Below are 22,919 nucleotides of genomic sequence, written 5' to 3' on the forward strand. Positions count from 1 at the left end.
GGATGAGCCAACGGTGAGCGATCTGACCTATCCCCAGGCCATTGTGATGGGTCTGTTGCAAGGTGTGACCGAGTTGTTCCCGGTCTCGAGCCTGGGGCATTCGATCCTGGTTCCCGCCTGGCTCGGGGGTGATTGGGAGAAGTTGGTCACCGAATCCGACAGCGCCGGACACACTCCGTTCCTGGCGTTCGTCGTGGCGCTGCACGTCGCGACCGCCGTGGCGCTCGTTCTGTTCTATTGGCGTGACTGGGTCCGAATCGTGGGTGGGTTCATCTCGTCGCTGCGGCACCGTTCCATCGAGGGTGACGACGCGCGCCTGGCGTGGCTGATCATCGTCGGCACGATCCCGGTGGGGATCGTCGGTCTGATCGCCGAGAAACCGCTGCGGGTGGTGTTCGCCACCCCGCTCGCCGCGTCGATCTTCTTGTTCCTCAACGGTCTCGTGCTGCTGACGGCCGAACTGCTGCGGCGTCGCACAGCCGCCGGACGCCACGCCGCGCAGCCCTCCGGCAATGATCGGGCGATGACGTCGCTGACGATGTGGGAGGCCGTCGGCATCGGCGCATGCCAGATCCTGGCGCTGCTCCCGGGCATCTCCCGATCCGGTGTGACGATCTCCGGTGGTCTCCTGCGCCGCCTGGTGCACGAGGACGCGGCGAAGTTCGCGTTCCTGCTGGCCACCCCCGTCATCTTGGCGGCCGGCCTGCTGAAGATCCCGGAGTTGTTCGGGCCCGAGGGACACGGCATCGGTGGGCAGGTCCTCGTGGGTTCGCTCTGCGCGTTCGTCGCGGCGCTCGCGGCCGTGGCCTTTCTCGCCCGCTGGTTCCACACCCGCACGCTGTACCCGTTCGTGGTCTATTGCGTTCTGGCCGGCGCGATCAGCATCGTTCACTTCGCCTGACCGCGCCCTCGGGCGCGTGTCGTCCGTTCGGCCGACGATCGGTGCCCAATCGTGACCTCGATGGGGTGTTCTTGCGCTCAGTCCTCTTGCAGAATTACGCGAAGTCGCGCCGGGGCCCGCGATTCCCTTATCGATCACTCACCAGACCCTGTCGGGTCGAGACCGTCGAGTGGTCGGCGATATCCTCGACGACTCCGGCCGACCTGCATCCGGCGGCGGCGGCGCCTCGTCTCCGCCGCACCACAACACAACCCAGAAGGAGCCGCGTGATCATCGACCGCGCCTGTCACCGCACCACCAACGAGACCCGGGCACGGTCGGTCGCCAGACACGGCGCCCTCGCACTCCTGGCGGTGGCGGCAGCCGGTACCGCGGTCATGACCACAGCGGCTCCGTCGTCGGCGGCGCCCACACCGGCCCAGCCGGCTCCCAACACGCAGGTACTCCTCGTCGACGTCCCCGAGGCCGGACCGCCGATGCCTGTGCCCACCGGTTCCTTCGGTTACCTCGCCACCCACGACCTCACCAAGCGCATGGCGTCGATGAAGACCGCCGAGGCGATCGCCGCTCTGCCGGTTCCGGAGCAGTACCGTCCGGCGAACATGGCGCTGGCCAAGAACCTCGATCTGGCCGTCAAGGGTGCGCTGGCCGACCCGAAGGGATGCGTGCAGGTGATCGTCGATCCGCGATCGACCTCGGGTGGGTTGTTCGATTACGGCTTCTACGCCGTGTCGGGGCAGTACTGCCCGTAGGAGTGCGACCGTCGCGCCGATAAGGTGTGCTCGTGACTGAACGGACACTGGTACTGATCAAGCCCGACGGTGTTGCCCGCGCCCTGGTGGGCGACATCCTCGCCCGTATCGAACGCAAGGGCCTGACCCTCGTGGCGCTCGAACTCAAGACGGTCGACGACGAGCTGGCCCGCCGGCACTACGCCGAACACGAGGGCAAGCCCTTCTTCCCGGCACTGCTGGAGTTCATCACCTCGGCGCCGCTCGTTGCCGCCGTCGTCGAGGGACCGCGCGCGGTTGCGGCCTGGCGGCAGATCGCCGGCGGCACCGACCCCGTCGAGAAGGCGGTACCGGGGACCATCCGCGGGGATTTCGCGCTGAGCACCCAGAACAATCTCGTCCACGGCTCGGATTCTCCCGAATCGGCCGAGCGGGAGATCGCGATCTGGTTCCCCGACCTCGACGCCTGACCCTCGCAACCTCCCGGGCCGACGCGCGTGCACCCACATGAGTGCCGGCGTCGGCCCGCGGTGTGGGATACTTGTGGGGTTATCACGGACACACTTTGTCCATGACAACGCCGATGACGTTCGGAAACGGGTCGGACCAGCACGAAAGTCCCGGTCGAGATGACCGGGGCGGTGAGTGCCCGCCCACCCGCCCTCCCCATTGCGGTGGGTCGCCGACGGCGATCCGCCGGCAGGCCACAGCCTTCGTGATGGCGTGGAGGGTGGACCGCCGTAACCCATCGACCCAGCAAGAGCGCCCCGCAGCTCCGATCGAGCCGAGGGGGCGCGCAGACCACACAACACCGGCCGAAGGCCGGGACACACAGCAGAGGCCCTCGCGTGGCCGCGTCGTATGGACGCGCCCGGGGGTTCGAGGAGACACGAGTGACCGACAACGGGTCACCGGCTGACGCGAACGCAGCGTCGGATCCGGTGGAAGATTTTCCCAGCAAGCTTCGTGTGCACGCACTCGCCCGAGTGCTCGGCCTGACCAGTCGCCAGGTGCTCGCGCACCTCGCCGAGTTGGGCTGGCACACCCGTAGCCCGCAATCGAGCGTCGAGCGGGAGATGGCCCAGGCGGTCGCGCAACGCGTGCGCGAGACCGAGCCGCCCGCCGACGCGGCCACACCGCCGGCCGAGGCAACCCAGGTCGAGACCCCGCACGTGGAGCCGACCGTGGCCGCGGTGGAGGAGCCGGTGGCCTCTGTCACCGAGTCCGATGTCACCGAGTCCGATGTGGCCGAGACCGCTGTGGCCGAGACCGCTGTCGCCGACACCGAGGTGGCGGAAGCCCCCGCCGAAGAGACACCGGCCGAAGACACGCCTGCCGAAGAGACTCCGGCGGGTGAGGCAGCGACATCCGAGTCGCCGGCCGATGACACTGCAGCGCCCGACACTGCAGCGCCCGACACTGCAGCGCCCGACACAGCAGCGCCGCCGCAGTCGGACGTGCCGATGTTGTTCTCCGCGGCCGACGTCGACAGTCATGCGCCCGTCCAGGCGACCGGTGAGGTCGCGGCGGGCCCCTTGTTCCTGCAGCCGGACACCTCGACTCCCGCGCCGTCCCGATCGGCACGCACTTCGAGCCCAGACTCCACGAAGACCGACTCCACGAAGACCGAATCGGCGAAGACCGAATCGACGAACCGGGCGGATACCGCCACCGATACCGATGATCAGTCCGACGACGACGGTTCCGAGGACGATTCGTCGGGTGAAGGCGGGCGTAACCGCAGGCGCCGGCGTGGACGTCGCGGTCGCGGTCGCGGTCGCGGCGATCAGGTCGATCGTACGGACTCGCCGGAGGACTCCGGATCGCAGGACGACGACTCCGATTCCACCGATCTGTCGTCGCGTGAGGGCGACTCCGCCGATTCGTCCGACGACTCCGGTGCGACCGGTACATCGTCGGCCGACAAGCAGCAGTCGGGATCCGGCAAGAAATCGGGGAAGAAGTCCGGCAAGAAGGACGGCACCAAGGCCGACGGATCGAAAGCCGACGGCTCCGGAAGCGACGGATCGGGGCCTGACCGGGGCGGAGCCGACAAGGCCAGGGGCAAGGGTGACGACAAGAACCCTACCGACGATGACACGGCGGAGTCCGCCGAGGACGCCGATACCGACGACGAGTCGGATGATGGCGACGACTCCACGGTGCCGACCTCCAAGCGGCGCCGTCGCCGGCGTCGACGCAAGGGTGGCGGCGAGGCCGAGGATGTGGCAGCCGACGATCCGCCGAACACCGTGGTGCACGAGCGTGAGCCGCGCAGCAAGCGGGTCCGCGACGAGGTGCAGGGCATCTCCGGGTCGACGCGGCTCGAGGCCAAGCGTCAGCGTCGTCGGGACGGCCGCGACGCCGGTCGCCGTCGGCCACCGATCCTGAGTGAGTCGGAGTTCCTCGCGCGCCGCGAGGCCGTCGAGCGGGTCATGGTGGTGCGTGAACGCAGCGCCAACAGTTCGCTGCACACCACCGATTACGCCGATCCCGCGGCGATCGAGGACTACACGCAGGTCGCGGTGCTCGAGGACGGCGTCCTCGTCGAACATTTCGTCACCACCGAGACGTCGTCGTCGATGGTCGGCAACATCTATCTCGGACGCGTACAGAATGTGCTCCCCGGCATGGAGGCCGCGTTCGTCGACATCGGACGCGGACGCAACGGTGTCCTCTACGCCGGTGAGGTCAACTGGGATGCCGCGGGCCTCGACGGCGGGTCCCGCAAGATCGAGCAGGCACTGTCACCCGGTGACAATGTGGTCGTGCAGGTCAGCAAGGACCCGGTGGGTCACAAGGGTGCTCGTCTGACGACGCAGATCTCGCTGGCCGGGCGTTATCTGGTGTACGTGCCGGGCGGTTCGTCGACCGGCATCAGCCGCAAGCTGCCCGACGTCGAGCGCAAGCGTCTCAAGCAGATCCTCGCCAAACTCGTCCCCGACGACGCCGGCGTGATCATCCGCACCGCATCGGAGGGGGTCAGCGCCGACGATCTCGCCGCCGACATCGAACGTCTCGAGTCCAAGTGGAAGGCGATCGAGTCCGCGGTCTCCGACGCGAAGTCCGACGGCAAGAAGAACAACGGCTCGCAGAATCCGCGGGCACTGTACGAGGAACCCGACCTACTGGTGCGGGTCGTCCGTGACCTGTTCAACGAGGACTTCCGCAAGCTCGTCATCGAGGGTGACAAGGCGTGGAACCTCGTGGAGGGCTACGTCAGTTCGGTCGCTCCCGACCTGCTCGAGCGGGTCGAGAAGTTCGAGCGCTCCCACGCCGACGCGCCGGACTCCTTCGTGGTGCACCGGATCGACGAGCAACTCGCCAAGGCGCTCGACCGCAAGATCTGGCTGCCCTCGGGTGGCACGCTGATCATCGAGCACACCGAGGCCATGACGGTCATCGACGTCAACACCGGCAAGTTCACCGGCGCAGGCGGCAACCTCGAGGAGACGGTGACCCGTAACAACCTCGAGGCGGCCGAGGAGATCGTGCGGCAGATGCGGCTTCGCGACATCGGCGGCATGATCATCGTCGACTTCATCGACATGGTCCTCGAATCCAACCGCGATCTGGTGTTGCGCCGTCTCACCGAGGCCCTGGCGCGTGATCGCACCCGTCACCAGGTGTCCGAGGTGACCTCGCTCGGCCTGGTGCAGATGACTCGCAAACGACTGGGAACCGGTCTGCTGGAAGCGTTTTCGACCACCTGCACCGCCTGTGGTGGCCGCGGTGTGATCGTGCATTCCGCGCCGGTGGAGGTCCGGACCGACGACGCGGGGCGTGCCGACGCCGGGTCGAAGAAGTCGCGTCGCGGCAAGCGCAAGCCCGAGCAGCCCGCCGAGCAACACAAACCCGCCCACAATCCGGCCGAACACCCGATGTTCCGAGCGATGGCGGCGCACGCCCACGACGGCGACGAGGATCATGACGGTCTGGTCCACGAGGATCATGACGGTCACGAGGCCGCGACGACCTCTCGACACCGACCGCAGAATGCTCCGGAGAGAACCGACACACCGGAACCGGAGGAGGCCGACGTCGCGGCTTCGGAGGGAACCGACACCGCGGCCGAGAGTGCCACCGACACAGACGATGCCACCGACACCGTGTCGTCGACCGACGCCACCGGGCGCGCATCGACCAACGGCGAGGTCACGGTGAGTGCTGAACCCGAGAATGTGGCGCAACCCGCGTCGGCCCGTCGGGGCAGGCGACGCGCCGCACGTCGCGCCGCATCGCCGACGACGACGTCGGAGGCGCCGGCGATGGTCGTCGCGGACGCCTCGGTCAAGCCCCCGGCCAAGCCCCTGACCACGTTCGGCCCGATCACCGAGACGGCCGAGACCGCTGTCGCGGTCCGGCAGCGGCCGCGGCGTCGGGCTGCGGGTCGTCCGGCCGGTCCGCCCGCCGACGAGTAGGCCCGGCGGCGGGTACCGGACCCGGTGAGGCGAGTTTGACCTGACCGGACCGGCTCCCGTAACCTTGATTGGTCGCCTCTGGCGGAGGGTTCGAGCTGTGCCGAGTCCCGAAGGGATCACCATCCCGGACGGGGTGGCACCGGCCGGGAACTCCCTCCACGGCAGGCCCTTCGGAGTGATCTGATGCAATCCCGGTGTAGCCGCTGGGTTTCGCACGGCCCACGCCGGATGCACACACCCACACACCCGTGGACGCACATGCGTAACACGGCCCGAGATGATGAACAAGAGGACAGCTTCGATGGCAACGTACGCGATCGTCAAGACCGGCGGTAAGCAGTACAAGGTCGCTCAGGGCGACATTGTGAAGGTCGAGAAGATCGACAGCGAGCCGGGCACCACCGTGAACCTGCCGGTGGCGCTGGTCGTCGACGGCTCCGAGCTCACCACCGATGCCGACAAGCTCGCGAAGATCTCGGTCACCGGTGAGATCGTCGAGCACGTCAAGGGCCCGAAGATCCGCATCCACAAGTTCAAGAACAAGACCGGCTACCACAAGCGCCAGGGTCACCGTCAGAAGCTGACGGTCCTCAAGGTCACCGGCATCAAGTAATTCTCGTCTCAGCGTTACCCAGGAGGACTGACACATGGCACACAAGAAGGGCGCGTCCAGCTCGCGCAACGGTCGCGATTCCAACGCCCAGCGGCTCGGCGTCAAGCGCTTCGGCGGCCAGCAGGTCAGCGCCGGCGAGATCCTGATCCGTCAGCGTGGCACCAAGTTCCACCCCGGCGTCAATGTCGGCCGTGGCGGCGACGACACCCTGTTCGCGCTCGCGTCGGGTGCGGTCGAGTTCGGCACCAAGCGGGGCCGCAAGACCGTGAACATCGTTCCGGAGACCGCTCAGGCCTGACCCGAGCGGTTCACGAGAACCACCAGAGCTCTTCGACAGGGCGGGCAGGGGCATCACGCACCCGGCCCGCCCTTGTTGTTTGTCACCGTTGTTTGTCACCGTTGTTTGTCACCGGGCGTCGACCCCTCGTCGCGCCCGAGAAGGAAGGAACGTCATGTCGCGGTTCGTCGACCGGGTGACCATCCACGTCGCCGCCGGTAACGGCGGCCACGGCTGCTCCTCGGTGCATCGGGAGAAGTTCAAGCCGCTCGGCGGTCCCGACGGTGGTGACGGCGGTAACGGCGGCTCGGTGCGCCTGGTCGTCGATCCCCAGGTCCACACCCTGCTGGATTTCCATTTCCGTCCGCATGCCAAGGCCGGCAACGGGAAACCGGGGATGGGTGACAACCGCGACGGCGCGAACGGTGAGGACCTCGTGCTCGCCGTTCCCGACGGCACCGTCGTCCTCGATGCGGCGGGCACGATCCTGGCCGATCTCGTCGGTGCGGGCACCACCTTCGACGCCGCCCAGGGCGGTCGGGGCGGACTCGGTAACGCCGCGTTGGCATCCCGGGCGCGCAAGGCGCCGGGGTTCGCGCTGCTCGGCGAGGAGGGGCAACACCGCGACCTGGTATTGGAGCTCAAGTCGGTCGCCGACGTCGGGCTGGTCGGGTTCCCGTCCGCGGGCAAATCGTCACTGGTGTCGGTACTCTCGGCCGCCAAACCGAAGATCGCCGACTACCCGTTCACCACGCTGCAGCCCAATCTGGGTGTGGTGCAGGCCGCCGGTGACGTGTTCACCATCGCCGACGTCCCCGGTCTGATCCCCGGCGCCTCCACCGGACGCGGCCTGGGTCTGGACTTCTTGCGTCATCTCGAGCGGTGTGCGGTCCTCGCGCATGTGGTCGACTGCGCCACCCTCGAACCCGGGCGTGACCCGGTGTCCGACATCGACGCCCTCGAAGCCGAACTCGCCGCCTACCAGCCGGCCCTCGACACCGACCACGGGCTCGGAGACCTCGCCGAGCGGCCGCGGGTGGTCATCCTGAACAAAATCGACGTCCCCGATGCCGCAGAGCTCGCCGATCTCGTCGAACCCGAACTGGCACAGCGCGGTTGGCCGGTATACCGAATTTCCGCGGTCACCCACCAGGGGCTACGTGAGTTGACCAACGCGCTCGCGCGCATGGTGGCGCAGTATCGCGAAGCCCATCCGAAGCCCGCCGCCCGCCGAACGGTGATCCGCCCCAAGGCGATCGACGAGGCACAGTTCGCGGTGACGCCGGACCCGGCGATCGACGGTGGATTCGTCGTCACCGGTGCCCGCCCGGAACGTTGGATCGCGCAGACACAGTTCGACAACGACGAGGCCGTCGGCTACCTCGCCGATCGCCTCAATCGCCTCGGGGTGGAGGACGAGCTGATGCGCCTCGGTGCGCGGCCCGGCGCGCCGGTCACCATCGGCGACATGACCTTCGACTGGGAGCCGACCACCCCGATGGGCGACGATGTCCCGATCACCGGGCGCGGCACCGACATTCGGCTCGACCGATCCGAACGGATGGGTGCGGCCGAACGCAAGCAGGCACGACGCGTGCGGCGCGGTCTGGCCGACGACACGGAGGCCGACGAGTAATGAGCGACGTGCGTGAACGGATCGCCCACGCGCGCAGCATCGTCGTCAAAATCGGATCGTCGGCGCTGACCGACCTCGGTACCGGTCTCGACATGGATCGACTCGACCGGCTCACCGACGCACTCGAGGCGCGTATGCGGGCCGGGTCGGATGTGATCGTGGTGTCGTCGGGAGCGATCGGTGCGGGCATCGCCCCGTTGGGGCTCAAGAAGCGTCCCACCGATCTGGCGACCAAACAGGCTGCGGCGAGCGTCGGACAGCTTGCGCTGGCACACGCGTGGGGTACGAGCTTCGCCCGATACGGGCGGACCGTAGGACAAGTGCTCCTGACCGCCGACGACATCTCCAACCGCGCCCACCATGCCAACGCGCAACGCACGCTGGACCGGCTGCGCTCACTGGGGGCGGTCGGTGTCGTCAACGAGAACGACACGGTGGCCACCAACGAGATCCGGTTCGGCGACAACGATCGGCTCGCGGCGCTGGTGGCACACCTCGCCGGTGCCGACGCGCTCGTGCTGCTCTCGGATGTGGACGGCCTCTACGACGGCGATCCCCGCAAGCCGGGACCGGACGGCCGCGTCGCACAATTCCTTTCGGAGGTCAACGGGCCCGAGGATCTCGACGGGGTGATCGCCGGATCCGGTGGGGCGCTGGGGACCGGTGGGATGGCATCCAAGCTGGCCGCGGCCCGTCTGGCCGCCGATGGCGGGGTGCCGGTGCTGCTCGCCGCGGCCGCCGACGCCGCGCAGGCGTTGGGCTCGGCGTCGGTCGGCACGGTCTTCGCCGCACGCCCCGACCGGCTGTCGTCGCGGCGATTCTGGGTGCGCCACGCCGCCGACGCCCGCGGACAGATCGCCATCGACGACGGCGCGGTCGCGGCGGTGGTGAAGCGCAGGCGCTCACTGCTGGCGGCCGGGGTGATCGGGGTGCGCGGCGGGTTCTCCGAGGGCGACGTCGTCGAACTGGTCGACGCCGCCGGTTCCGTGTACGCACGGGGGGTCTCGTCCTATGCGGCCGACGACGTCGCCCGGATGGTGGGTCGCTCGACCTCAGAACTACCGGAACAGTTGCGGCGCCCGGTGATCCACGCCGACGACCTGGTGCCCGTCTGACGGTTCGGTGAGCCGGTCTGCTCGTCCCCGGTCTGCTCGTCCCCACTGTGCGAGGGCAGGCAGGACGACGCCGCAGAAGTGGTCGATCTTCAGATCGGCGATGTGGTCTGCACGGGTGGCACCGCGATTGACCACCACCAGCGTCTTGGAGGTGCGGTGGGCGTACCGCGCGAACCGCAATCCGCTCATCACGGTCAGCGACGACCCGGCGACCAGCAGCGCATCGCTCTCGTCGATCATCGCGAACGATTGTGCGACAAGTTCTTTCGAAGCGTTCTCGCCGAAGTACACGATGTCGGGTTTGAGGATGCCACCGCATCGCGGGCAGGGTGCGACAACGAAATCGGCGGTGTCGTCGAGTGCTACGTCGGCGTCGGGGGCCACCTCGATCGCACCGCGGCCGGACACCCGGGCCGCGAAGTCCGGGTTGAGGTCCTCGAGCATCTCCGCGAGCCGGTGACGCGACAGGGTCGCATCGCAGTCCAGGCAGCGCACTCGCCCGTAACAACCGTGCAACTCGACCACCCGGCGGGTTCGCGCCTTGGTGTGCAGCATGTCGACATTCTGGGTGATGACACCGGTGAGGCGTCCCTGGCGTCCGAGTTCGGCGAGCGCATGATGACCGGCGTTGGGAGTCGCGGCGTCCATGTGGCGCCAACCGAGGTGATTGCGTGCCCAATAGTGGCGGCGGAATTCCGGGGAGGACAAGAACATCTGCACGGTCATCGGTGTGCGGGCCGGCGCGCCGGGACTGCGGTAGTCGGGGATGCCGGAGTCGGTGGAGAGGCCTGCGCCGGTCAGGGCGGTGATCCGGGCCCCGTCGAGCAGTGCCGAGAGCCGATCGAGGGCGACATCGAGGCGCTCCTCGAGCGGGGTCGGTTCGGCGGGGGTCCAGCCGATCTGCAGACGGGTACGCACCTCATCCAGGATAGGTCCACCACGCGAGTTGCCCGCGCACTCCGCATGCTCACTCGGTGAGCGGCAGGGGAGTGCACGGGCAACTCGTGGACGACCGGTGACGGCCGGTGTGTCAGACGTCGGCGGTCTCGGCGTGCTTGCCGGACGGCTGTTCGGGCACGGTGACCAGCGGGTAAACGCCGTCCTCGTCGTGCACCTCGGTACCGACCACCGGCGGATTGAACACGCACAGCATGCGCATCTGCGTCTGCGCGGTGACGGTGTGCCGCTCGTGACCGTTGAGCAGATACATCGTGCCCGGAGCCAGGGGATAGGTCTCGCCGGTCTCCCGGTCGAGCAGGGTGCCGGTGCCCTCGACGAGCCATACGGCCTCGATGTGGTTGGCGTAGTGGAATTCGTTGACACTGCCGGCGTTGATGGTGGTCTCGTGGAACGAGAACCCGACCCGGTCTCCGCCGAGCACGATGCGCTTGGACACCCAATTGCCCTTGGGGTCGGCGACGTCTCGGTCGGTTCCGGTGATCTCGTCTGTGGTGCGGACGATCATGCGAGCACCTCCTCGGTGGCATCGGCGAGGATCCCCAACCCGTGGTCGAGATCCTCGGTGGAAATGGTCAGCGGCGGAAGGAGTTTGACGACCTCGTCGGACGGACCGGAGGTCTCGGCGAGCAGGCCGGCGCCGAAGGCGGCGGCGCACACCTTGCCGGCGTCGGCGGGCTCGGCGAACACCAGTCCGCGTGCCATGCCGCGGCCGCGGGTCGAGACGCCCTCGTGCCGGGCGGCGAGCGTGGAGAGCACCTCGTTGATCTGGCGGCCCTTCATGTGGACGTCACGGGAGAGCGAATCGTCGGACCAGTAGTGCTCGATCGCCTTGGCCGCGGTGACGAACGCGGGATTGTTGCCGCGGAAGGTGCCGTTGTGCTCGCCCGGCGACCACACGTCGAGGTCGCGGCGGATGAGCACGAGTGCCAGCGGCAACCCGTATCCGCTGATCGACTTGGACAGCGTGACGATGTCGGGCTTGATCCCGGCCTCTTCGAAGGAGAAGAACTCACCGGTGCGGCCGCAGCCCATCTGCACGTCGTCGACGATCAGCAGGATGTCGCGACGCCGGCAGAGCTCGGAGAGCGCACGCAACCACTCCGCGCGCGCGACGTTGACCCCACCCTCGCCCTGCACGGTCTCGACGATGACCGCCGCGGGCAGGTTGAGTCCGCTGCCGGAGTCGTCGAGCACCCGCTCGAACCAGCTGAAGTCCTCGACGGCCCCGCCGAGGTAGTTGTCGAACGGCATCGGGGTCGCGTGCACGAGCGGGATACCCGCGCCGGCGCGCTTCATCGAGTTGCCGGTCACCGACAGCGAGCCGAGGGTCATGCCGTGGAAAGCGTTGGTGAAACTCACGATCGATTCACGGCCGGTGACCTTGCGGGCCAGCTTCAGTGCCGACTCGACGGCGTTGGTGCCGGTCGGTCCCGGGAACTGGATCTTGTAGTCCAGATCGCGCGGCGCGAGGATCTTGGAGGTGAACTCCTCGATCAGCCGACCCTTGGCCACGGTGGCCATGTCGAGACCGTGGGTGATGCCGTCGGATTCGATGTATTCGAGCAACGCGGACTTGAGGACCGGGTTGTTGTGGCCGTAGTTGAGCGCACCGGCCCCGGCGAAGAAGTCCAGGTAGCGGTCGCCGTTGGTGTCGGTCAGCCACGACCCACGAGCCTGGCCGAACACCGTCGGCCAGCTACGGCAGTAACTGCGGACCTCGGATTCGTGTTGGGTGAAGACCGAATCATCGATCGAGGTCTTCTTGGCGGTGGGTTGGTCGTTCATGGTTATTCCTCCAATGTGGGAAATCTGTGAGGCCGTCGCCCGGGGCGCGCGTCGCGCCGCCACCGCAGGTGAGATCCGCACAGAGCGGATCGGCGTGGCCCGCGCGGGGATACCGGTGCGCACCAACATGTACGGAGCAACCTGATCGACACATGTTGTGCGGACCCATCTTTGACCGTGTGGCTGGTGGATCAGGACCGGCTCGGGAGCCGACTCCTGTTGCCCGGGATCAGGGTTCGGGAACCTCGGGCTCGAGCAGATAGAGGTCCTCGGGCTCGTGTGCGTCCGGGAAGTCGCCGGCGGCGAAAAGGTCGCGCCGGGCGAATCGGAGTCCGCGAGCGGCAGCCACCGATGCGAACAATCGTTGCGAGGCAACGTTGTCGGGGCTGATGGTGGTGTGCATGGCCACCACCCCGCGTCGTGCGGCACGATCGATGAGTCGATGCAGCATCGTTGCTGCGATCCCGTGACCGCGATACGCGTCGTCGACCGCGACCTGCCAGACCATGAGGGTCGACGGGTCGGACGGACGTCGATATCCGGTGACGAATCCTGCAGTGCGGCCGTCGACCTCGGCGACGATGGACGTCTCGGCGAAGTCTCGGCACCACAGTACGTAGGCGTAGCTGGAATTCACGTCGAGCACCTGGGAGTCCTTGGCAATCTCCCAGAGTCGGGTACCGTCGGCCACCGAGGGAACCCGGTAGTCGAGAGTGAGAAGGGGTGATGGGGCCGTTCTTGTGTGGGACGGGCTCATAACGTATTCGACGTTAACAACGTGTGTCGACGAATTCACCTGCCTGCGTAAATCGGTGGGGAAATGCCCCCTCAATGCCCAGTTCATCCGGTATTTGTGATGCGGGACACAAACGCTTGCGACGACTCGCTGCGGGTGGGCGAATTGTCCGGCGGCGACCGCGGTGACGACCCCGGTGGCGCCGCCCGTCGAGGGGGACGGCTCAACCGAATCGGCAATGGGAGAATGGTTCGGTGACCCGGATCATCGCCGGCCGCCACGGCGGACGACCACTGAAGGTTCCCGACGCCGGGACCCGGCCCACCTCCGATCGGGTGCGCGAGGCGGTGTTCAACATTCTCGACGCCCGGATCGATCTGGAGGGTGCCGCCATCCTCGACCTCTATGCCGGGTCTGGTGCGCTGGGCCTCGAAGCACTCTCCCGTGGCGCGTCCTCGGCCGTGTTCGTCGACAACCGTCGTCGCGCCACCGCTGTCGTCACCGCCAACCTGAGGGCGCTCGGCGTCGCCGAGGTGGGCCGGGTGATCACCGCACCGGTGTCGGCGTTCCTGGCCGGCCCGGCCCGAGCGGACGTCCCGGCCCGAGTAGGTGTGACGGGCCGCTTCGATGTGATCTTCTCCGACCCGCCCTATGCATTCACCGACGACGAGGTGCACGGCGACCTCGCGGCGCTCGGCGCGGGCGGTTGGCTCGCCGACGGTGGCCTACTGGTCCTTGAGCGGGGCCGCCGGGCCACGACGAGATGGCCAGTCGGCTGGGAGGTCGTCACCGACAAGTCCTACGGCGACACCACGGTGCAGGTCGCGCGAGTCACCGGCGGGGAGGCCGGGTAGGTTCTGGAGAGTATGACCAGTGCGGTGATCCCCGGCTCCTTCGATCCCTTCACGCGCGGCCACCGTTACGTCGTCGAGCGGGCTGCCGCGTGTTTCGACGAGCTGGTGGTCACCGTTGTCGTCAATCCCAACAAGCGCGGCCTGTTCTCGGTCCCGGAGCGGCTCGAACTGATCCGGGAGGACTGCGCCGATCTGCCCAATGTGCGGGTGGATCAGTGGACCGGCCTGCTCGTCGACTATCTCAGAGAGAACGCGATCCACTCCATCGTCAAGGGTCTGCGCTCGTCGGTGGACTTCGACTACGAGCTTCCGATGGCGCAGATGAATCGTGAGCTGGCCGACGTCGAGACCGTGTTCCTGCTGACCGATCCGCGCTTCGCGCACGTCTCGAGTTCGCTGGTGAAAGAGGTCGCCAAGCTCGGCGGCGACGTGACACCCTTTCTCTCCCCGCACATCCACCGGCGCCTCGAGGCGATCCTGGCCGGTGAACGCAGCGTCTGACGAACGCAGGTCTGAGGAACGCAGCGTCAGACGAATAACGCAGCGTCAGACGACTATGGTGTCCGACGCCGACGCCACGAGACTTTCACTCATCGACGAATGTAAATACTGACCGCTGCGGCGTGCGGTATTAGCGTGAACGAGACGGTCATGAGCGTCAACGACAAGCCCTGGCTGGTTGACCGGCAACCCTCGCATCGCGGTGGGGTGCCCCAGGTGACGACCGGATCGGGAATGTCCCGATAAGCGTGATGGAAACGGCCACAACGATTTCGTGAGGAGTCGTCGTGCCGTCGTGGTCGTCGGTACCCGCGGGATACGCCCGGGGTGTCGTCGGGCACGCCTCTCCTCGCGTGCCCCGTTCCCCGGTTGGAGGAGAGTGCCGCCATGTCCGCCCCATCGCCGTCCACGAGTGCCGATCCACACCCGGCGCCGTCGGGGGACTCGCACCCGTCGTCGGCGGGCACGACTACGCCGCCGGTCGCCGAACGCGTTGCGCCCCTGCGTCATCCCGGCCGGTGGGTTCTCGCCGCGATCGTGCTCATCGTCGGTGCGCAGTTGGTCCACGGCCTGGCCACCAACGCGTTCTTCCAATGGGATCGGTTCGGGTACTGGTTCTTTCGCCCTGTCATTCTCGAAGGCCTCGGGGTCACCTTGGAGGTCGCAGCGTACAGTGCGGTGCTCGCCCTGGCCGTGGGCATCGTCCTGGCGCTGATGCGGCTGTCGAACAATCCCGTGCTCGCGGCGGTCAGCTGGGGTTACGTCTGGTTCTTTCGATCGATCCCGCTGATCGTACTGCTCCTCATCCTGTTCAACTTCGGGGCGCTCTACCAGAGTCTGAGTATCGGTGTTCCGTTCGGCCCGGGACTGTTTCATTTCTCCGAGGCCGATCTCGCCACCCCGTTCCTGATCGCCGTCATCGGTATCACCGTCCACGAGGCGGCGTTCGCCGCCGAGATCGTGCGCGGCGGCATCCTGTCGGTTGACGCGGGCCAACACGAAGCCGCTGCCGCACTGGGCATTCCACGTCGTTATCACTTTCTGCGCATCACATTGCCGCAGGCTCTGCGGTCCATCGTGCCGTCGTATGTGAATCTGCTGATCGGGCTGATCAAGTCGACATCGCTGGTCTACTACGTGTCGCTACTCGATCTGTTCGGCGTGGTCTCGACCCAGTCGAGCACCTATTCCGGTGACATCATCCCACTGCTGATGGTGGCGACGGTCTGGTACGTGATCCTCACCAGCGCCGTCTCGATCGTCCAGTTCTACATCGAGCGCTACTTCGCGCGAGGGGCGGTCCGCACCCTGCCCCCCACGCCGATACAGCGATTGCGGTTCGCTGTTGCCGGCGTTCGCCGGAGCATCGCCCTGCGTCCCTGGGAGCGTGCCGCATGACGCGCGCCGCCATCACACCGGACACGACGCCGGCCGGTGCCGAGGTGCAGATCGTGGGCGCCCACCGCTTCTACGCCGACCATCACGTCCTCAAGGGCATCGACCTCACGATCCGCCCGGGAGAGGTGACGGTGATCCTCGGACCCTCGGGCTCGGGCAAGTCGACCCTGCTCCGTGCCGTGAACCATCTCGAACGGCTCGACGCAGGCCACGTCAGCGTGGGCGGCGAACTGATCGGCGTCCGCCGTACCGGCGGCCGTCTCCGGGAATTGCCCGAACGCGAGATCCTGCGACAGCGGCGCCGCATCGGCTACGTCTTCCAGTCATTCAACCTGTTCTCCAACCTCACCGCCGGCCAGAATGTCGCGGCACCATTGGTCTCGACCGGCCGGATCACCCGCGCGGACGCCGAGCGCGCTGCCCGCGCACTCCTTGCGCGCGTGGGACTCTCGGACAAGTACGACGCATATCCGCGCCAGCTCTCCGGCGGTCAGCAACAGCGGGTCGCCATCGCCCGGGCGTTGGCCGTCGAGCCGGGGGTGCTGCTCTTCGACGAGCCGACCTCGGCGCTCGATCCCGAGCTCGTGGGCGACGTCCTCGCGGTGATCCGTGATCTCGCCGCCACCGGCACCACCTTGATCGTGGTGACCCACGAGATCGGCTTCGCCCGCGAGGTCGCCGACACCATCGTCTTCCTCGACGACGGCCGCATCGTCGAGCAGGGCACCCCGGAGCAGGTCCTCGATCATCCGACACACCAGCGCACCAAGGACTTCCTGCTCCGAGTGCTCTGACCGCGACACATCGACCACCACACACCGACCACCACACACCGACCACCACTCACCGACCGCCACCACCGTCGGCGACCCCGCCGGGGCACGTCGTCATCCTCCCTGCCGTCACACCCCAGAAACGGAGTAACTCCATGTCACCAACGCGTTCCGCCGATCGCGTCACCCCCCGAACGCGCGCTCGTCGCCGGGCCGCGACGCGGCTCGGTGCCGTCACCGTGGCACTCGGCCTCGTCGGCAGTCTGCTCACCGCGTGCTCGGGCGGTTCCACCGACGCCGCGCAACCATCCGGAAAGCCGGGCGGTGTCGTCATCGGCGCGGTCTCCAACGGCGCCGCCAACCAAATCGATGTGACTGTGCCGCAGGTCGATTCGATTCGCAACGCGCTGCCGGCGGCGGTGCGTGACTCCGGGGAGCTGTCGATCGGGATCGGGGCACTGCCCTCGGGGTATCCGCCTCTGGCGTTCATCGGGTCCGATCAGCACACGCTGACCGGCGCCGAACCCGACCTCGGCCGCCTCGTCGCGGCCGTCCTCGGGCTCACACCGGTGATCACCAACGCCACGTGGGAGAACCTCTTCGTCGGAATCGACAGCGGGCGAACAGATGTCGGATTCTCCAACATCACCGTCACCGAAGAGCGCAAGGAAAAATACGACTTCGCGACCTACCGCAAGGACGAAATCGCCTTCGAAGTGCTCAAGGCGAGCTCCTGGAACTTCGACGGCAACTACGAGAGCCTTGCGGGCAAGAAGGTGGCCGTCGGGTCGGGCACCAACCAGGAACGCCTACTGCTGGAGTGGCGGGACAAGCTCACCGCCGAGGGCAAGACCCTCGACGTCGTCTACTTCCCGGACGCCAACTCGATCAACCTGGCCCTTGCCTCGGGCAAGATCGACGCCTACCTCGCGCCGAATCCGAGCATCTCCTATCACGTCCGGCAGACCGCGGGCACCCCGAAAGCCACCCGTGTCGCCGGCACGTATTCCGGGGCCGGGTCGACGCTGCAGGGATTGATCGCGGCCACGACGAAGAAGGGTGACGAACTCGTCGGGCCGCTCGCCGACGCGATCAACCACCTGATCACCACGGGTGTGTACGCGAAGTGGCTGGCCGCGTGGAACCTCTCCGCCGAGGCCGTACCGACGTCACAGGTGAATCCGCCCGGACTGCCGCGCAACGACAGCTGAGGTGGCCGGGATGAAGACGGGTGGGACAGAGAGGGACGGGATGGAAAAGGAGTCGTGCCGATGGGACATCATCGAGTCATGAGTGAGCGCACGGCTGATGCTTCGCCGACGGCCCGATCGGGTGTCGACGTCCTCGACGATCCGGTCCGATCGTCGCTGAGCGGTCACCACCGGCATCTCGCGCAACGACGCGGACGGGTGTTGCGCTACCGACGCGACGTGTCGGTGTTCGCGGCGTTCCCACTCGATCCCGGCCCCGCGGATTGGTCGGACGCCGTCGAGCTCTTCGGTCCCGGTGGCACACTGCCGATCTCGGGGTCGATGCCGACGCCGCCGCCCGGCTGGGCGACGACGATGGCCCTGCCCGGTGTGCAGATGATCGCCCGTGCCGTCGAGTCCGCACCGGATCCGGCGGCGGTGATCCTCACCGACGACGACGTCCCCGAGATGCTCGACCTCGTCGCCCGCACCCGACCCGGGCCGTTCCTGCCGCGCACCATCGAGATGGGCACCTATCTCGGACTCAGGCACGGTGGCGCGTTGATCGCGATGGCAGGGGAGCGACTACATCCGGCCGGCGCCACCGAGATCAGTGCCGTGTGCACCGATCCGGCACACCGGGGTCGGGGGCTGGCGTCGCGTCTGGTCCTGGCTGTCGCCGACGGGATCGTTCGGCGCGGTGAGATCCCGTTCCTGCACACCGCGGCCGAGAACGTCACGGCGATCCGCCTCTACGAATCACTGGGCTTCGAACTGCGCAAGGAGCTGGTCTTCGGGTCGTTCCGGATACCCGACTGACCGCACACCCTGTTGCGTTCGCGTACCACGCGACACGCCGATCACTGTGACCTCCGTAGTCACACACATCCCATTCGGCACAATAGTCACAGACGTTTCACCAGATGACCATTGGCGTGAGCCGGATTGGGGTGGCTGTGTACCGGGTATTTGAAGCGCTCGACGAACTCGTTGCGATCGTCGAGGAGGCGCGGAGTGTCCCCATGACCGCCGGATGTGTGGTCCCGCGGGGAGATGTGCTCGAACTGCTCGACGACATCAAGGACTCGATCCCGGGTGAGCTCGACGACGCCCAGGACGTTCTCGACAGCCGTGACTCGATGCTCGAGGACGCGCGTTCGCACGCCGACACCGTGATCGGCAACGCCGATTCCGAGTCGGAAGCGGTGCTCGCCCACGCCCGTGCCGAGGCCGACCGCATCCTCGCCGACGCCAAGTCGCAGGCCGACCGCATGGTCGACGAGGCAAGCAATCACGGCAAGTCCCTCGTCGAGGACGCGACCGAAGAGGCTCGGCGGCTCTCGTCCAGCGCGGCCCGCGAATTCGAGGCCGTCACCGGGCGGGCACGCGCCGAGGCGCAGCGCACCATCGACGCCGCGAACAACACCTACGACAAGTCGGTCGCCGACGGCATTGCCGAACAGCAGCGTCTGGTGTCCGAGGCCGAGGTCGTCGCCGCCGCGAAATCCGAGGCCGAGCGCATCATCGACGCGGCACACGCCGAGGCCGACCGGTTGCGCGGTGACTGCGACGTCTACGTCGACGAGAAGCTGGCGCAATTCGAGGAAACCCTCACCAACACCCTGCGGTCGGTGAACCGCGGTCGCCATCAGCTGCGTACCGGCGCGGGCATGCACGATTACGTCGAATATCCCCGCAGCGTCGACCACGATCCGGCCCGCGGTCGGGCCCGGTCCGAGGCCGCCGACGACGTTTCGCCGCTCGCGGTCTGAGTCCGCGAAGCGGTGCCGACACGGGCCGGGCGAGCTCATTCGAGGATTCGCTGACCCGGGCGTATGGTGCATCTGTGGCCGAAAACGCAGTGACCCCAGGTGTGAGCACGGGTGAGGCATCCGCGCACGCCCGTGATCCCTTCGTGCTCGACATCCGCTCTCTCGGACGTCGTCCGGGGACGATGACCGAGGTGCACCGGACCGCCGTGACACCCGAACGGCTCGGGCTGGAGATGATCGGTATCCCCGCCGCGTCCGAGGTGGATCTCGACCTGCGACTCGAGTCGGTGAGCGAGGGAGTTCTCGTCAGCGGCACGGTCTGCGGCGAAACCGAGGGCCAGTGTTCGCGGTGTCTCGAACCCGTCGACGGGACCGTCACCGTCTTCCTGACCGAGCTCTTCGCCTATCCCGACAGTGAGACCGAGCAGACCACCGACGCCGACGAGATCCACCGCATCAACGACGACCGGATCGACCTCGAGCAGTCCATCATCGACGCCGTCGCGCTCGAACTGCCGATGTCGCCGTTGTGTACCGAGGACTGTGAGGGCCTGTGCAGTGTGTGCGGTGTGCGCATGGCCACCGCAGAACCCGGCCACGGACACGAGATCATCGACCCGCGCTGGGCCGGTCTCGCCCAGAAGTTCGCCGATGTCGATGAGGAGTCGTCCGACACCGATCCCGAGCAGTCCCGGGGTCCGCAGTGAGCGAAGGCAGACGTCGGGGGAAACAACCCCCGTCGTGCGTTCCTCTGCTGTCCGCACTCGGCGCCGAGATCTCCGACGAGCTGCTGACCCTGGCTCTGACACATCGTTCCTACGCCTACGAACACGGGGGCCTGCCGACCAACGAGCGCCTGGAGTTCCTGGGCGACTCGGTACTCGGCGTGGTCATCACCGAACGGCTGTATCTGCGTTTCCCCGACCGGCCCGAGGGCGAGCTGGCCAAGATCCGGGCGAGTGTGGTGAACATGCACGCGCTCGCCGGTGTGGCCCGCGGCCTCTCCGACGACGGGCTCGGGGCCTACCTGTACCTGGGCCGAGGTGAGGAGCTCACCGGCGGTCGCGACAAGGACTCGATCCTCGCCGACGGTCTCGAATCATTGTTCGGTGCGGTCTATCTCGAACACGGCCTCGAGGTGTCGCAACGCGTCATCGGTGATCTCTTCGACGAGATCATCGACCGTGCAGGCGATCTCGGTGCCGGACTGGACTGGAAGACCTCACTTCAGGAGCTCACCGCCGAGCACGGTTTCGGGCCGCCGCAGTATCAGGTCTCCTCGACCGGGCCGGACCACAACAAGGAGTTCACCGCGGTTGCCGTGGTGGCCGGCGAGAGCGTCGGAGAAGGTGTCGGCCGGACCAAGAAAGAAGCCGAGCAAAAGGCGGCGGCACTGGCCTGGCAGACCCTGACCGACCGCGCCGGGGCGTCGTGACCACCCCGCGCCGGAGCGTCGATGCCTGAATTACCCGAGGTCGAGACCGTGCGCCTGGGCTTGGCCGATCACGTTGTCGGGCAACGGATCACCACGGTCGAGGTACTCCACCCCCGCGCGGTACGCCGCCACGCGGGCGAATCCGCCGATCTCGCGTCGCGGCTCGCGGGGAAGACCGTCACCGCTGCGCGCCGTCGTGGCAAATACCTCTGGCTCGACGTCGCCGACGACACCGACGACGCCGCGCTGGTCGTCCACCTCGGGATGAGCGGCCAGATGCTCATCGCACGGGCGGGAGCACCCGACCACACCCACCTGCGTATCCGCGCACACCTCGCCGACGGCAACGAGCTGCGCTTCGTCGATCAGCGTACCTTCGGTGGCTGGCACGTCGACGAGCATGTGCCCGACCCGTTCATGCCCGAGAATGCTTCTGCTGCAATGGATTCGGACGACCGGGTGTTGCCCCGCGTGCCCGCGTCGATCGCACACATCGCGCCCGACCCGTTCGATCCGGGCTTCGACACCTCGGCCGTCGTCGCTAGGATCCGCGCGCGACACACCGAGATCAAGAGAGCACTGCTCGATCAGACGATCATCTCCGGGGTCGGCAACATCTACGCCGACGAGGCCCTCTGGCTCGCCCGGCTGCACGGCACCAGGGTCACCGACACGTTGGCGCCCAAGAAGATTCGCGAACTGATCGACGCCGCCACCGACGTCATGGCACAAGCACTGAAGGTCGGCGGTACATCGTTCGACGCGCTCTACGTCAACGTCAACGGACAGTCCGGCTACTTCGAGCGGTCGCTCAACGCCTATGGTCGCGAGGGTCAGCCGTGCCGGCGGTGCGGACGGATCATGCGTCGTGAGCACTTCATGAACCGCAGTTCGTTCTCCTGTCCGCAGTGTCAGCGCCGACCACGGATGTGACCCGCGCCGCCGGTTGCCGGTACCGCGGAAGCATCAGCCCGCCCGCGACGTTGGGTGCCACGAGGACCATGGACGAAGGAGCGATCTCAGGATGACCGTCGAGAATCACGCCGACCGGCACGGCACGGCCGACAAGGGCAACGCGGCCGCCGCGCCGCATCAGCACACCGAGCTGTGGGTGGAGCGCACCGGAACGCGTCGCTACACCGGTCGTTCCTCGCGGGGAGCCGAGGTACTCGTCGGTTCCGAGGACGTCGAAGGCGTCTTCACGCCCGGTGAGCTCCTGAAAATCGCGCTGGCCGCATGCACCGGCATGTCGTCGGACAGGCCGCTGTCGCGACGACTCGGCGACGACTACGACGCGACGATCCGGGTGAGCGGCACCGCCGACCGGGACAACGAGGTGTACCCGCGTCTCGACGAGGTGCTCGAAGTGGATCTGTCCGAACTCGACCCGGAGGCCGCGCAACGCCTACTCGTCGTCGTCGAGCGCGCGATCGACGCGGTGTGCACCGTCGGGCGGACCATCAAAGCCGGAGCCGAGGTCGGCCTGCGCATCGACACCGAGTGAGACAGGACGAGACCACGATGACCGACGACGCCGAGAGCGCCGATGCGATCCGGCTGACCGCCTACGTCCACGGACACGTGCAAGGAGTCGGGTTCCGCTGGTGGACACGTTCCCGCGCACTGGAACTCGGCCTCGTCGGATACGCCGCCAACCAACCCGACGGTCGGGTGCGCGTCGTCGCCCAGGGGCCGGCCGAGGCGGTGCGCGCGCTCGTCGCGCTCCTGCGTTCCGACACGACGCCGGGGCACGTGGATCTCGTCGTCGACTCCTACGACGCACCGCGCGCCGGTGTGACCGGATTCGTCGAGAAGTAGGCC

At 67.4% G+C, this 22,919-nt stretch carries 25 protein-coding genes and 1 riboswitch; of the genes, 21 read left to right on the forward strand and 4 right to left on the reverse strand.

Translation table 11 applies throughout. The features are described 5' to 3' along the window. Positions 1–13: 13 nt before the first annotated feature. From GOPIP_RS18395 to proB, 8 genes are all read left to right on the forward strand, one after another. Entirely contained in the window at positions 14–901 is an 888-nt protein-coding gene (locus GOPIP_RS18395; RefSeq protein WP_006371270.1) for an undecaprenyl-diphosphate phosphatase, read from the forward strand. 266 nt (positions 902–1,167) lie between these two features. Continuing rightward, on the forward strand, positions 1,168–1,653 hold the full coding sequence (locus tag GOPIP_RS18400) for a hypothetical protein (protein ID WP_006371271.1): 486 nt from the start codon (positions 1,168–1,170) through the stop codon (positions 1,651–1,653). A gap of 32 nt (positions 1,654–1,685) precedes the next feature. Further along, complete coding sequence (gene ndk / locus GOPIP_RS18405; RefSeq protein ID WP_006371272.1) at positions 1,686–2,102, forward strand: nucleoside-diphosphate kinase; 417 nt, start codon at positions 1,686–1,688, stop codon at positions 2,100–2,102. Between the two features lie 423 nt (positions 2,103–2,525). Then, a complete protein-coding gene (locus GOPIP_RS18410; RefSeq protein WP_006371273.1) occupies positions 2,526–6,053 on the forward strand; it encodes a translation initiation factor IF-2 N-terminal domain-containing protein in 3,528 nt (1,175 codons plus the stop codon). A 301-nt stretch (positions 6,054–6,354) separates the two neighbouring features. Then, the gene (rplU, locus tag GOPIP_RS18415; RefSeq protein WP_006371274.1) at positions 6,355–6,666 is read left to right on the forward strand and encodes a 50S ribosomal protein L21; all 312 of its coding nucleotides are present in this window, start codon (positions 6,355–6,357) and stop codon (positions 6,664–6,666) included. A gap of 34 nt (positions 6,667–6,700) precedes the next feature. Further along, positions 6,701–6,964, forward strand: a complete 264-nt coding sequence (gene rpmA, locus GOPIP_RS18420) for a 50S ribosomal protein L27 (protein WP_006371275.1) — start codon at positions 6,701–6,703, stop codon at positions 6,962–6,964. A 154-nt stretch (positions 6,965–7,118) separates the two neighbouring features. Then, positions 7,119–8,579 (forward strand): GTPase ObgE, encoded by a 1,461-nt coding sequence (gene obgE, locus GOPIP_RS18425; protein WP_006371276.1) that lies wholly within the window; start codon positions 7,119–7,121, stop codon positions 8,577–8,579. Continuing rightward, positions 8,579–9,694 carry a glutamate 5-kinase gene (gene proB / locus GOPIP_RS18430; protein ID WP_006371277.1) on the forward strand — a complete coding sequence of 372 codons (1,116 nt, stop codon included), beginning with the start codon at positions 8,579–8,581 and terminating at the stop codon, positions 9,692–9,694. The genes obgE and proB overlap by 1 nt, the downstream gene beginning before the upstream one ends. Here the strand turns inward: proB and GOPIP_RS18435 are convergent. The 3 genes from GOPIP_RS18435 to ectB form a co-directional block, all read right to left on the reverse strand. After that, complete coding sequence (locus GOPIP_RS18435; protein WP_006371278.1) at positions 9,638–10,612, reverse strand: Sir2 family NAD-dependent protein deacetylase; 975 nt, start codon at positions 10,610–10,612, stop codon at positions 9,638–9,640. The two genes, proB and GOPIP_RS18435, sit on opposite strands and share 57 nt — an antisense overlap. Positions 10,613–10,724: 112 nt before the next feature. Then, a complete protein-coding gene (locus tag GOPIP_RS18440) occupies positions 10,725–11,159 on the reverse strand; it encodes an ectoine synthase (RefSeq protein ID WP_006371279.1) in 435 nt (144 codons plus the stop codon). Continuing rightward, entirely contained in the window at positions 11,156–12,439 is a 1,284-nt protein-coding gene (gene ectB / locus GOPIP_RS18445; protein ID WP_006371280.1) for a diaminobutyrate--2-oxoglutarate transaminase, read from the reverse strand. Before ectB ends, GOPIP_RS18440 begins: the two co-directional genes overlap by 4 nt. Between ectB and GOPIP_RS29180 the strand changes: the two genes are divergently transcribed. Then, positions 12,438–12,584, forward strand: coding sequence for a hypothetical protein (locus GOPIP_RS29180; RefSeq protein ID WP_168436275.1), 147 nt, complete (start codon positions 12,438–12,440; stop codon positions 12,582–12,584). The genes ectB and GOPIP_RS29180 overlap by 2 nt on opposite strands. An 84-nt stretch (positions 12,585–12,668) precedes the next feature. Here GOPIP_RS29180 and ectA read toward each other — a convergent pair whose 3' ends face one another. Next, positions 12,669–13,196, reverse strand: a complete 528-nt coding sequence (ectA, locus tag GOPIP_RS18450; protein WP_035728396.1) for a diaminobutyrate acetyltransferase — start codon at positions 13,194–13,196, stop codon at positions 12,669–12,671. 233 nt (positions 13,197–13,429) lie between these two features. Between ectA and rsmD the strand changes: the two genes are divergently transcribed. The 12 genes from rsmD to GOPIP_RS18510 all read left to right on the forward strand — a co-directional run bounded on the left by rsmD (position 13,430) and on the right by GOPIP_RS18510 (position 22,916). Then, the gene (gene rsmD / locus GOPIP_RS18455; protein ID WP_006371283.1) at positions 13,430–14,029 is read left to right on the forward strand and encodes a 16S rRNA (guanine(966)-N(2))-methyltransferase RsmD; all 600 of its coding nucleotides are present in this window, start codon (positions 13,430–13,432) and stop codon (positions 14,027–14,029) included. A 12-nt stretch (positions 14,030–14,041) separates the two neighbouring features. Beyond that, a complete protein-coding gene (coaD, locus tag GOPIP_RS18460; RefSeq protein ID WP_006371284.1) occupies positions 14,042–14,530 on the forward strand; it encodes a pantetheine-phosphate adenylyltransferase in 489 nt (162 codons plus the stop codon). Between the two features lie 146 nt (positions 14,531–14,676). Next, positions 14,677–14,785, forward strand: a riboswitch (SAM riboswitch). Between the two features lie 132 nt (positions 14,786–14,917). Then, the gene (locus GOPIP_RS18465; RefSeq protein WP_006371285.1) at positions 14,918–15,928 is read left to right on the forward strand and encodes an amino acid ABC transporter permease; all 1,011 of its coding nucleotides are present in this window, start codon (positions 14,918–14,920) and stop codon (positions 15,926–15,928) included. Further along, a complete protein-coding gene (locus tag GOPIP_RS18470) occupies positions 15,925–16,722 on the forward strand; it encodes an amino acid ABC transporter ATP-binding protein (RefSeq protein ID WP_006371286.1) in 798 nt (265 codons plus the stop codon). The genes GOPIP_RS18465 and GOPIP_RS18470 overlap by 4 nt, the downstream gene beginning before the upstream one ends. A gap of 134 nt (positions 16,723–16,856) precedes the next feature. Then, positions 16,857–17,912 carry an ABC transporter substrate-binding protein gene (locus GOPIP_RS18475; RefSeq protein ID WP_006371287.1) on the forward strand — a complete coding sequence of 352 codons (1,056 nt, stop codon included), beginning with the start codon at positions 16,857–16,859 and terminating at the stop codon, positions 17,910–17,912. Between the two features lie 78 nt (positions 17,913–17,990). Further along, positions 17,991–18,710, forward strand: a complete 720-nt coding sequence (locus GOPIP_RS18480; RefSeq protein WP_035728401.1) for a GNAT family N-acetyltransferase — start codon at positions 17,991–17,993, stop codon at positions 18,708–18,710. A gap of 137 nt (positions 18,711–18,847) precedes the next feature. Beyond that, the gene (locus tag GOPIP_RS18485) at positions 18,848–19,663 is read left to right on the forward strand and encodes a DivIVA domain-containing protein (protein ID WP_014359736.1); all 816 of its coding nucleotides are present in this window, start codon (positions 18,848–18,850) and stop codon (positions 19,661–19,663) included. 74 nt (positions 19,664–19,737) lie between these two features. Continuing rightward, positions 19,738–20,370 (forward strand): YceD family protein, encoded by a 633-nt coding sequence (locus GOPIP_RS18490; protein ID WP_006371290.1) that lies wholly within the window; start codon positions 19,738–19,740, stop codon positions 20,368–20,370. Then, a complete protein-coding gene (rnc, locus tag GOPIP_RS18495) occupies positions 20,367–21,098 on the forward strand; it encodes a ribonuclease III (RefSeq protein ID WP_006371291.1) in 732 nt (243 codons plus the stop codon). Before GOPIP_RS18490 ends, rnc begins: the two co-directional genes overlap by 4 nt. A gap of 21 nt (positions 21,099–21,119) precedes the next feature. Next, complete coding sequence (mutM, locus tag GOPIP_RS18500; protein WP_006371292.1) at positions 21,120–22,031, forward strand: bifunctional DNA-formamidopyrimidine glycosylase/DNA-(apurinic or apyrimidinic site) lyase; 912 nt, start codon at positions 21,120–21,122, stop codon at positions 22,029–22,031. Positions 22,032–22,122: 91 nt separating this feature from the next. Beyond that, complete coding sequence (locus GOPIP_RS18505; RefSeq protein WP_006371293.1) at positions 22,123–22,602, forward strand: OsmC family protein; 480 nt, start codon at positions 22,123–22,125, stop codon at positions 22,600–22,602. 17 nt (positions 22,603–22,619) lie between these two features. Beyond that, entirely contained in the window at positions 22,620–22,916 is a 297-nt protein-coding gene (locus GOPIP_RS18510) for an acylphosphatase (protein WP_006371294.1), read from the forward strand. Positions 22,917–22,919 lie beyond the last annotated feature (3 nt).

It is taken from the genome of Gordonia polyisoprenivorans NBRC 16320 = JCM 10675 (genome assembly GCF_000241325.1).
GTDB classification, from domain to species: domain Bacteria; phylum Actinomycetota; class Actinomycetes; order Mycobacteriales; family Mycobacteriaceae; genus Gordonia; species Gordonia polyisoprenivorans.

Bases quoted from the DNA above. Each gene is read 5' to 3' on its own strand.
- rplU (WP_006371274.1), top strand. From the start codon at position 6,355: ATGGCAACGTACGCGATCGTCAAGACCGGCGGTAAGCAGTACAAGGTC.
- rpmA (WP_006371275.1), top strand. From the start codon at position 6,701: ATGGCACACAAGAAGGGCGCGTCCAGCTCGCGCAACGGTCGCGATTCC.
- obgE (WP_006371276.1), top strand. From the start codon at position 7,119: ATGTCGCGGTTCGTCGACCGGGTGACCATCCACGTCGCCGCCGGTAAC.
- proB (WP_006371277.1), top strand. From the start codon at position 8,579: ATGAGCGACGTGCGTGAACGGATCGCCCACGCGCGCAGCATCGTCGTC.
- GOPIP_RS18440 (WP_006371279.1), bottom strand. From the start codon at position 11,159: ATGATCGTCCGCACCACAGACGAGATCACCGGAACCGACCGAGACGTC.
- GOPIP_RS29180 (WP_168436275.1), top strand. From the start codon at position 12,438: ATGGTTATTCCTCCAATGTGGGAAATCTGTGAGGCCGTCGCCCGGGGC.
- ectB (WP_006371280.1), bottom strand. From the start codon at position 12,439: ATGAACGACCAACCCACCGCCAAGAAGACCTCGATCGATGATTCGGTC.
- ectA (WP_035728396.1), bottom strand. From the start codon at position 13,196: ATGAGCCCGTCCCACACAAGAACGGCCCCATCACCCCTTCTCACTCTC.
- coaD (WP_006371284.1), top strand. From the start codon at position 14,042: ATGACCAGTGCGGTGATCCCCGGCTCCTTCGATCCCTTCACGCGCGGC.
- GOPIP_RS18465 (WP_006371285.1), top strand. From the start codon at position 14,918: ATGTCCGCCCCATCGCCGTCCACGAGTGCCGATCCACACCCGGCGCCG.
- GOPIP_RS18470 (WP_006371286.1), top strand. From the start codon at position 15,925: ATGACGCGCGCCGCCATCACACCGGACACGACGCCGGCCGGTGCCGAG.
- GOPIP_RS18475 (WP_006371287.1), top strand. From the start codon at position 16,857: ATGTCACCAACGCGTTCCGCCGATCGCGTCACCCCCCGAACGCGCGCT.
- GOPIP_RS18480 (WP_035728401.1), top strand. From the start codon at position 17,991: ATGAGTGAGCGCACGGCTGATGCTTCGCCGACGGCCCGATCGGGTGTC.
- mutM (WP_006371292.1), top strand. From the start codon at position 21,120: ATGCCTGAATTACCCGAGGTCGAGACCGTGCGCCTGGGCTTGGCCGAT.
- GOPIP_RS18505 (WP_006371293.1), top strand. From the start codon at position 22,123: ATGACCGTCGAGAATCACGCCGACCGGCACGGCACGGCCGACAAGGGC.
- GOPIP_RS18510 (WP_006371294.1), top strand. From the start codon at position 22,620: ATGACCGACGACGCCGAGAGCGCCGATGCGATCCGGCTGACCGCCTAC.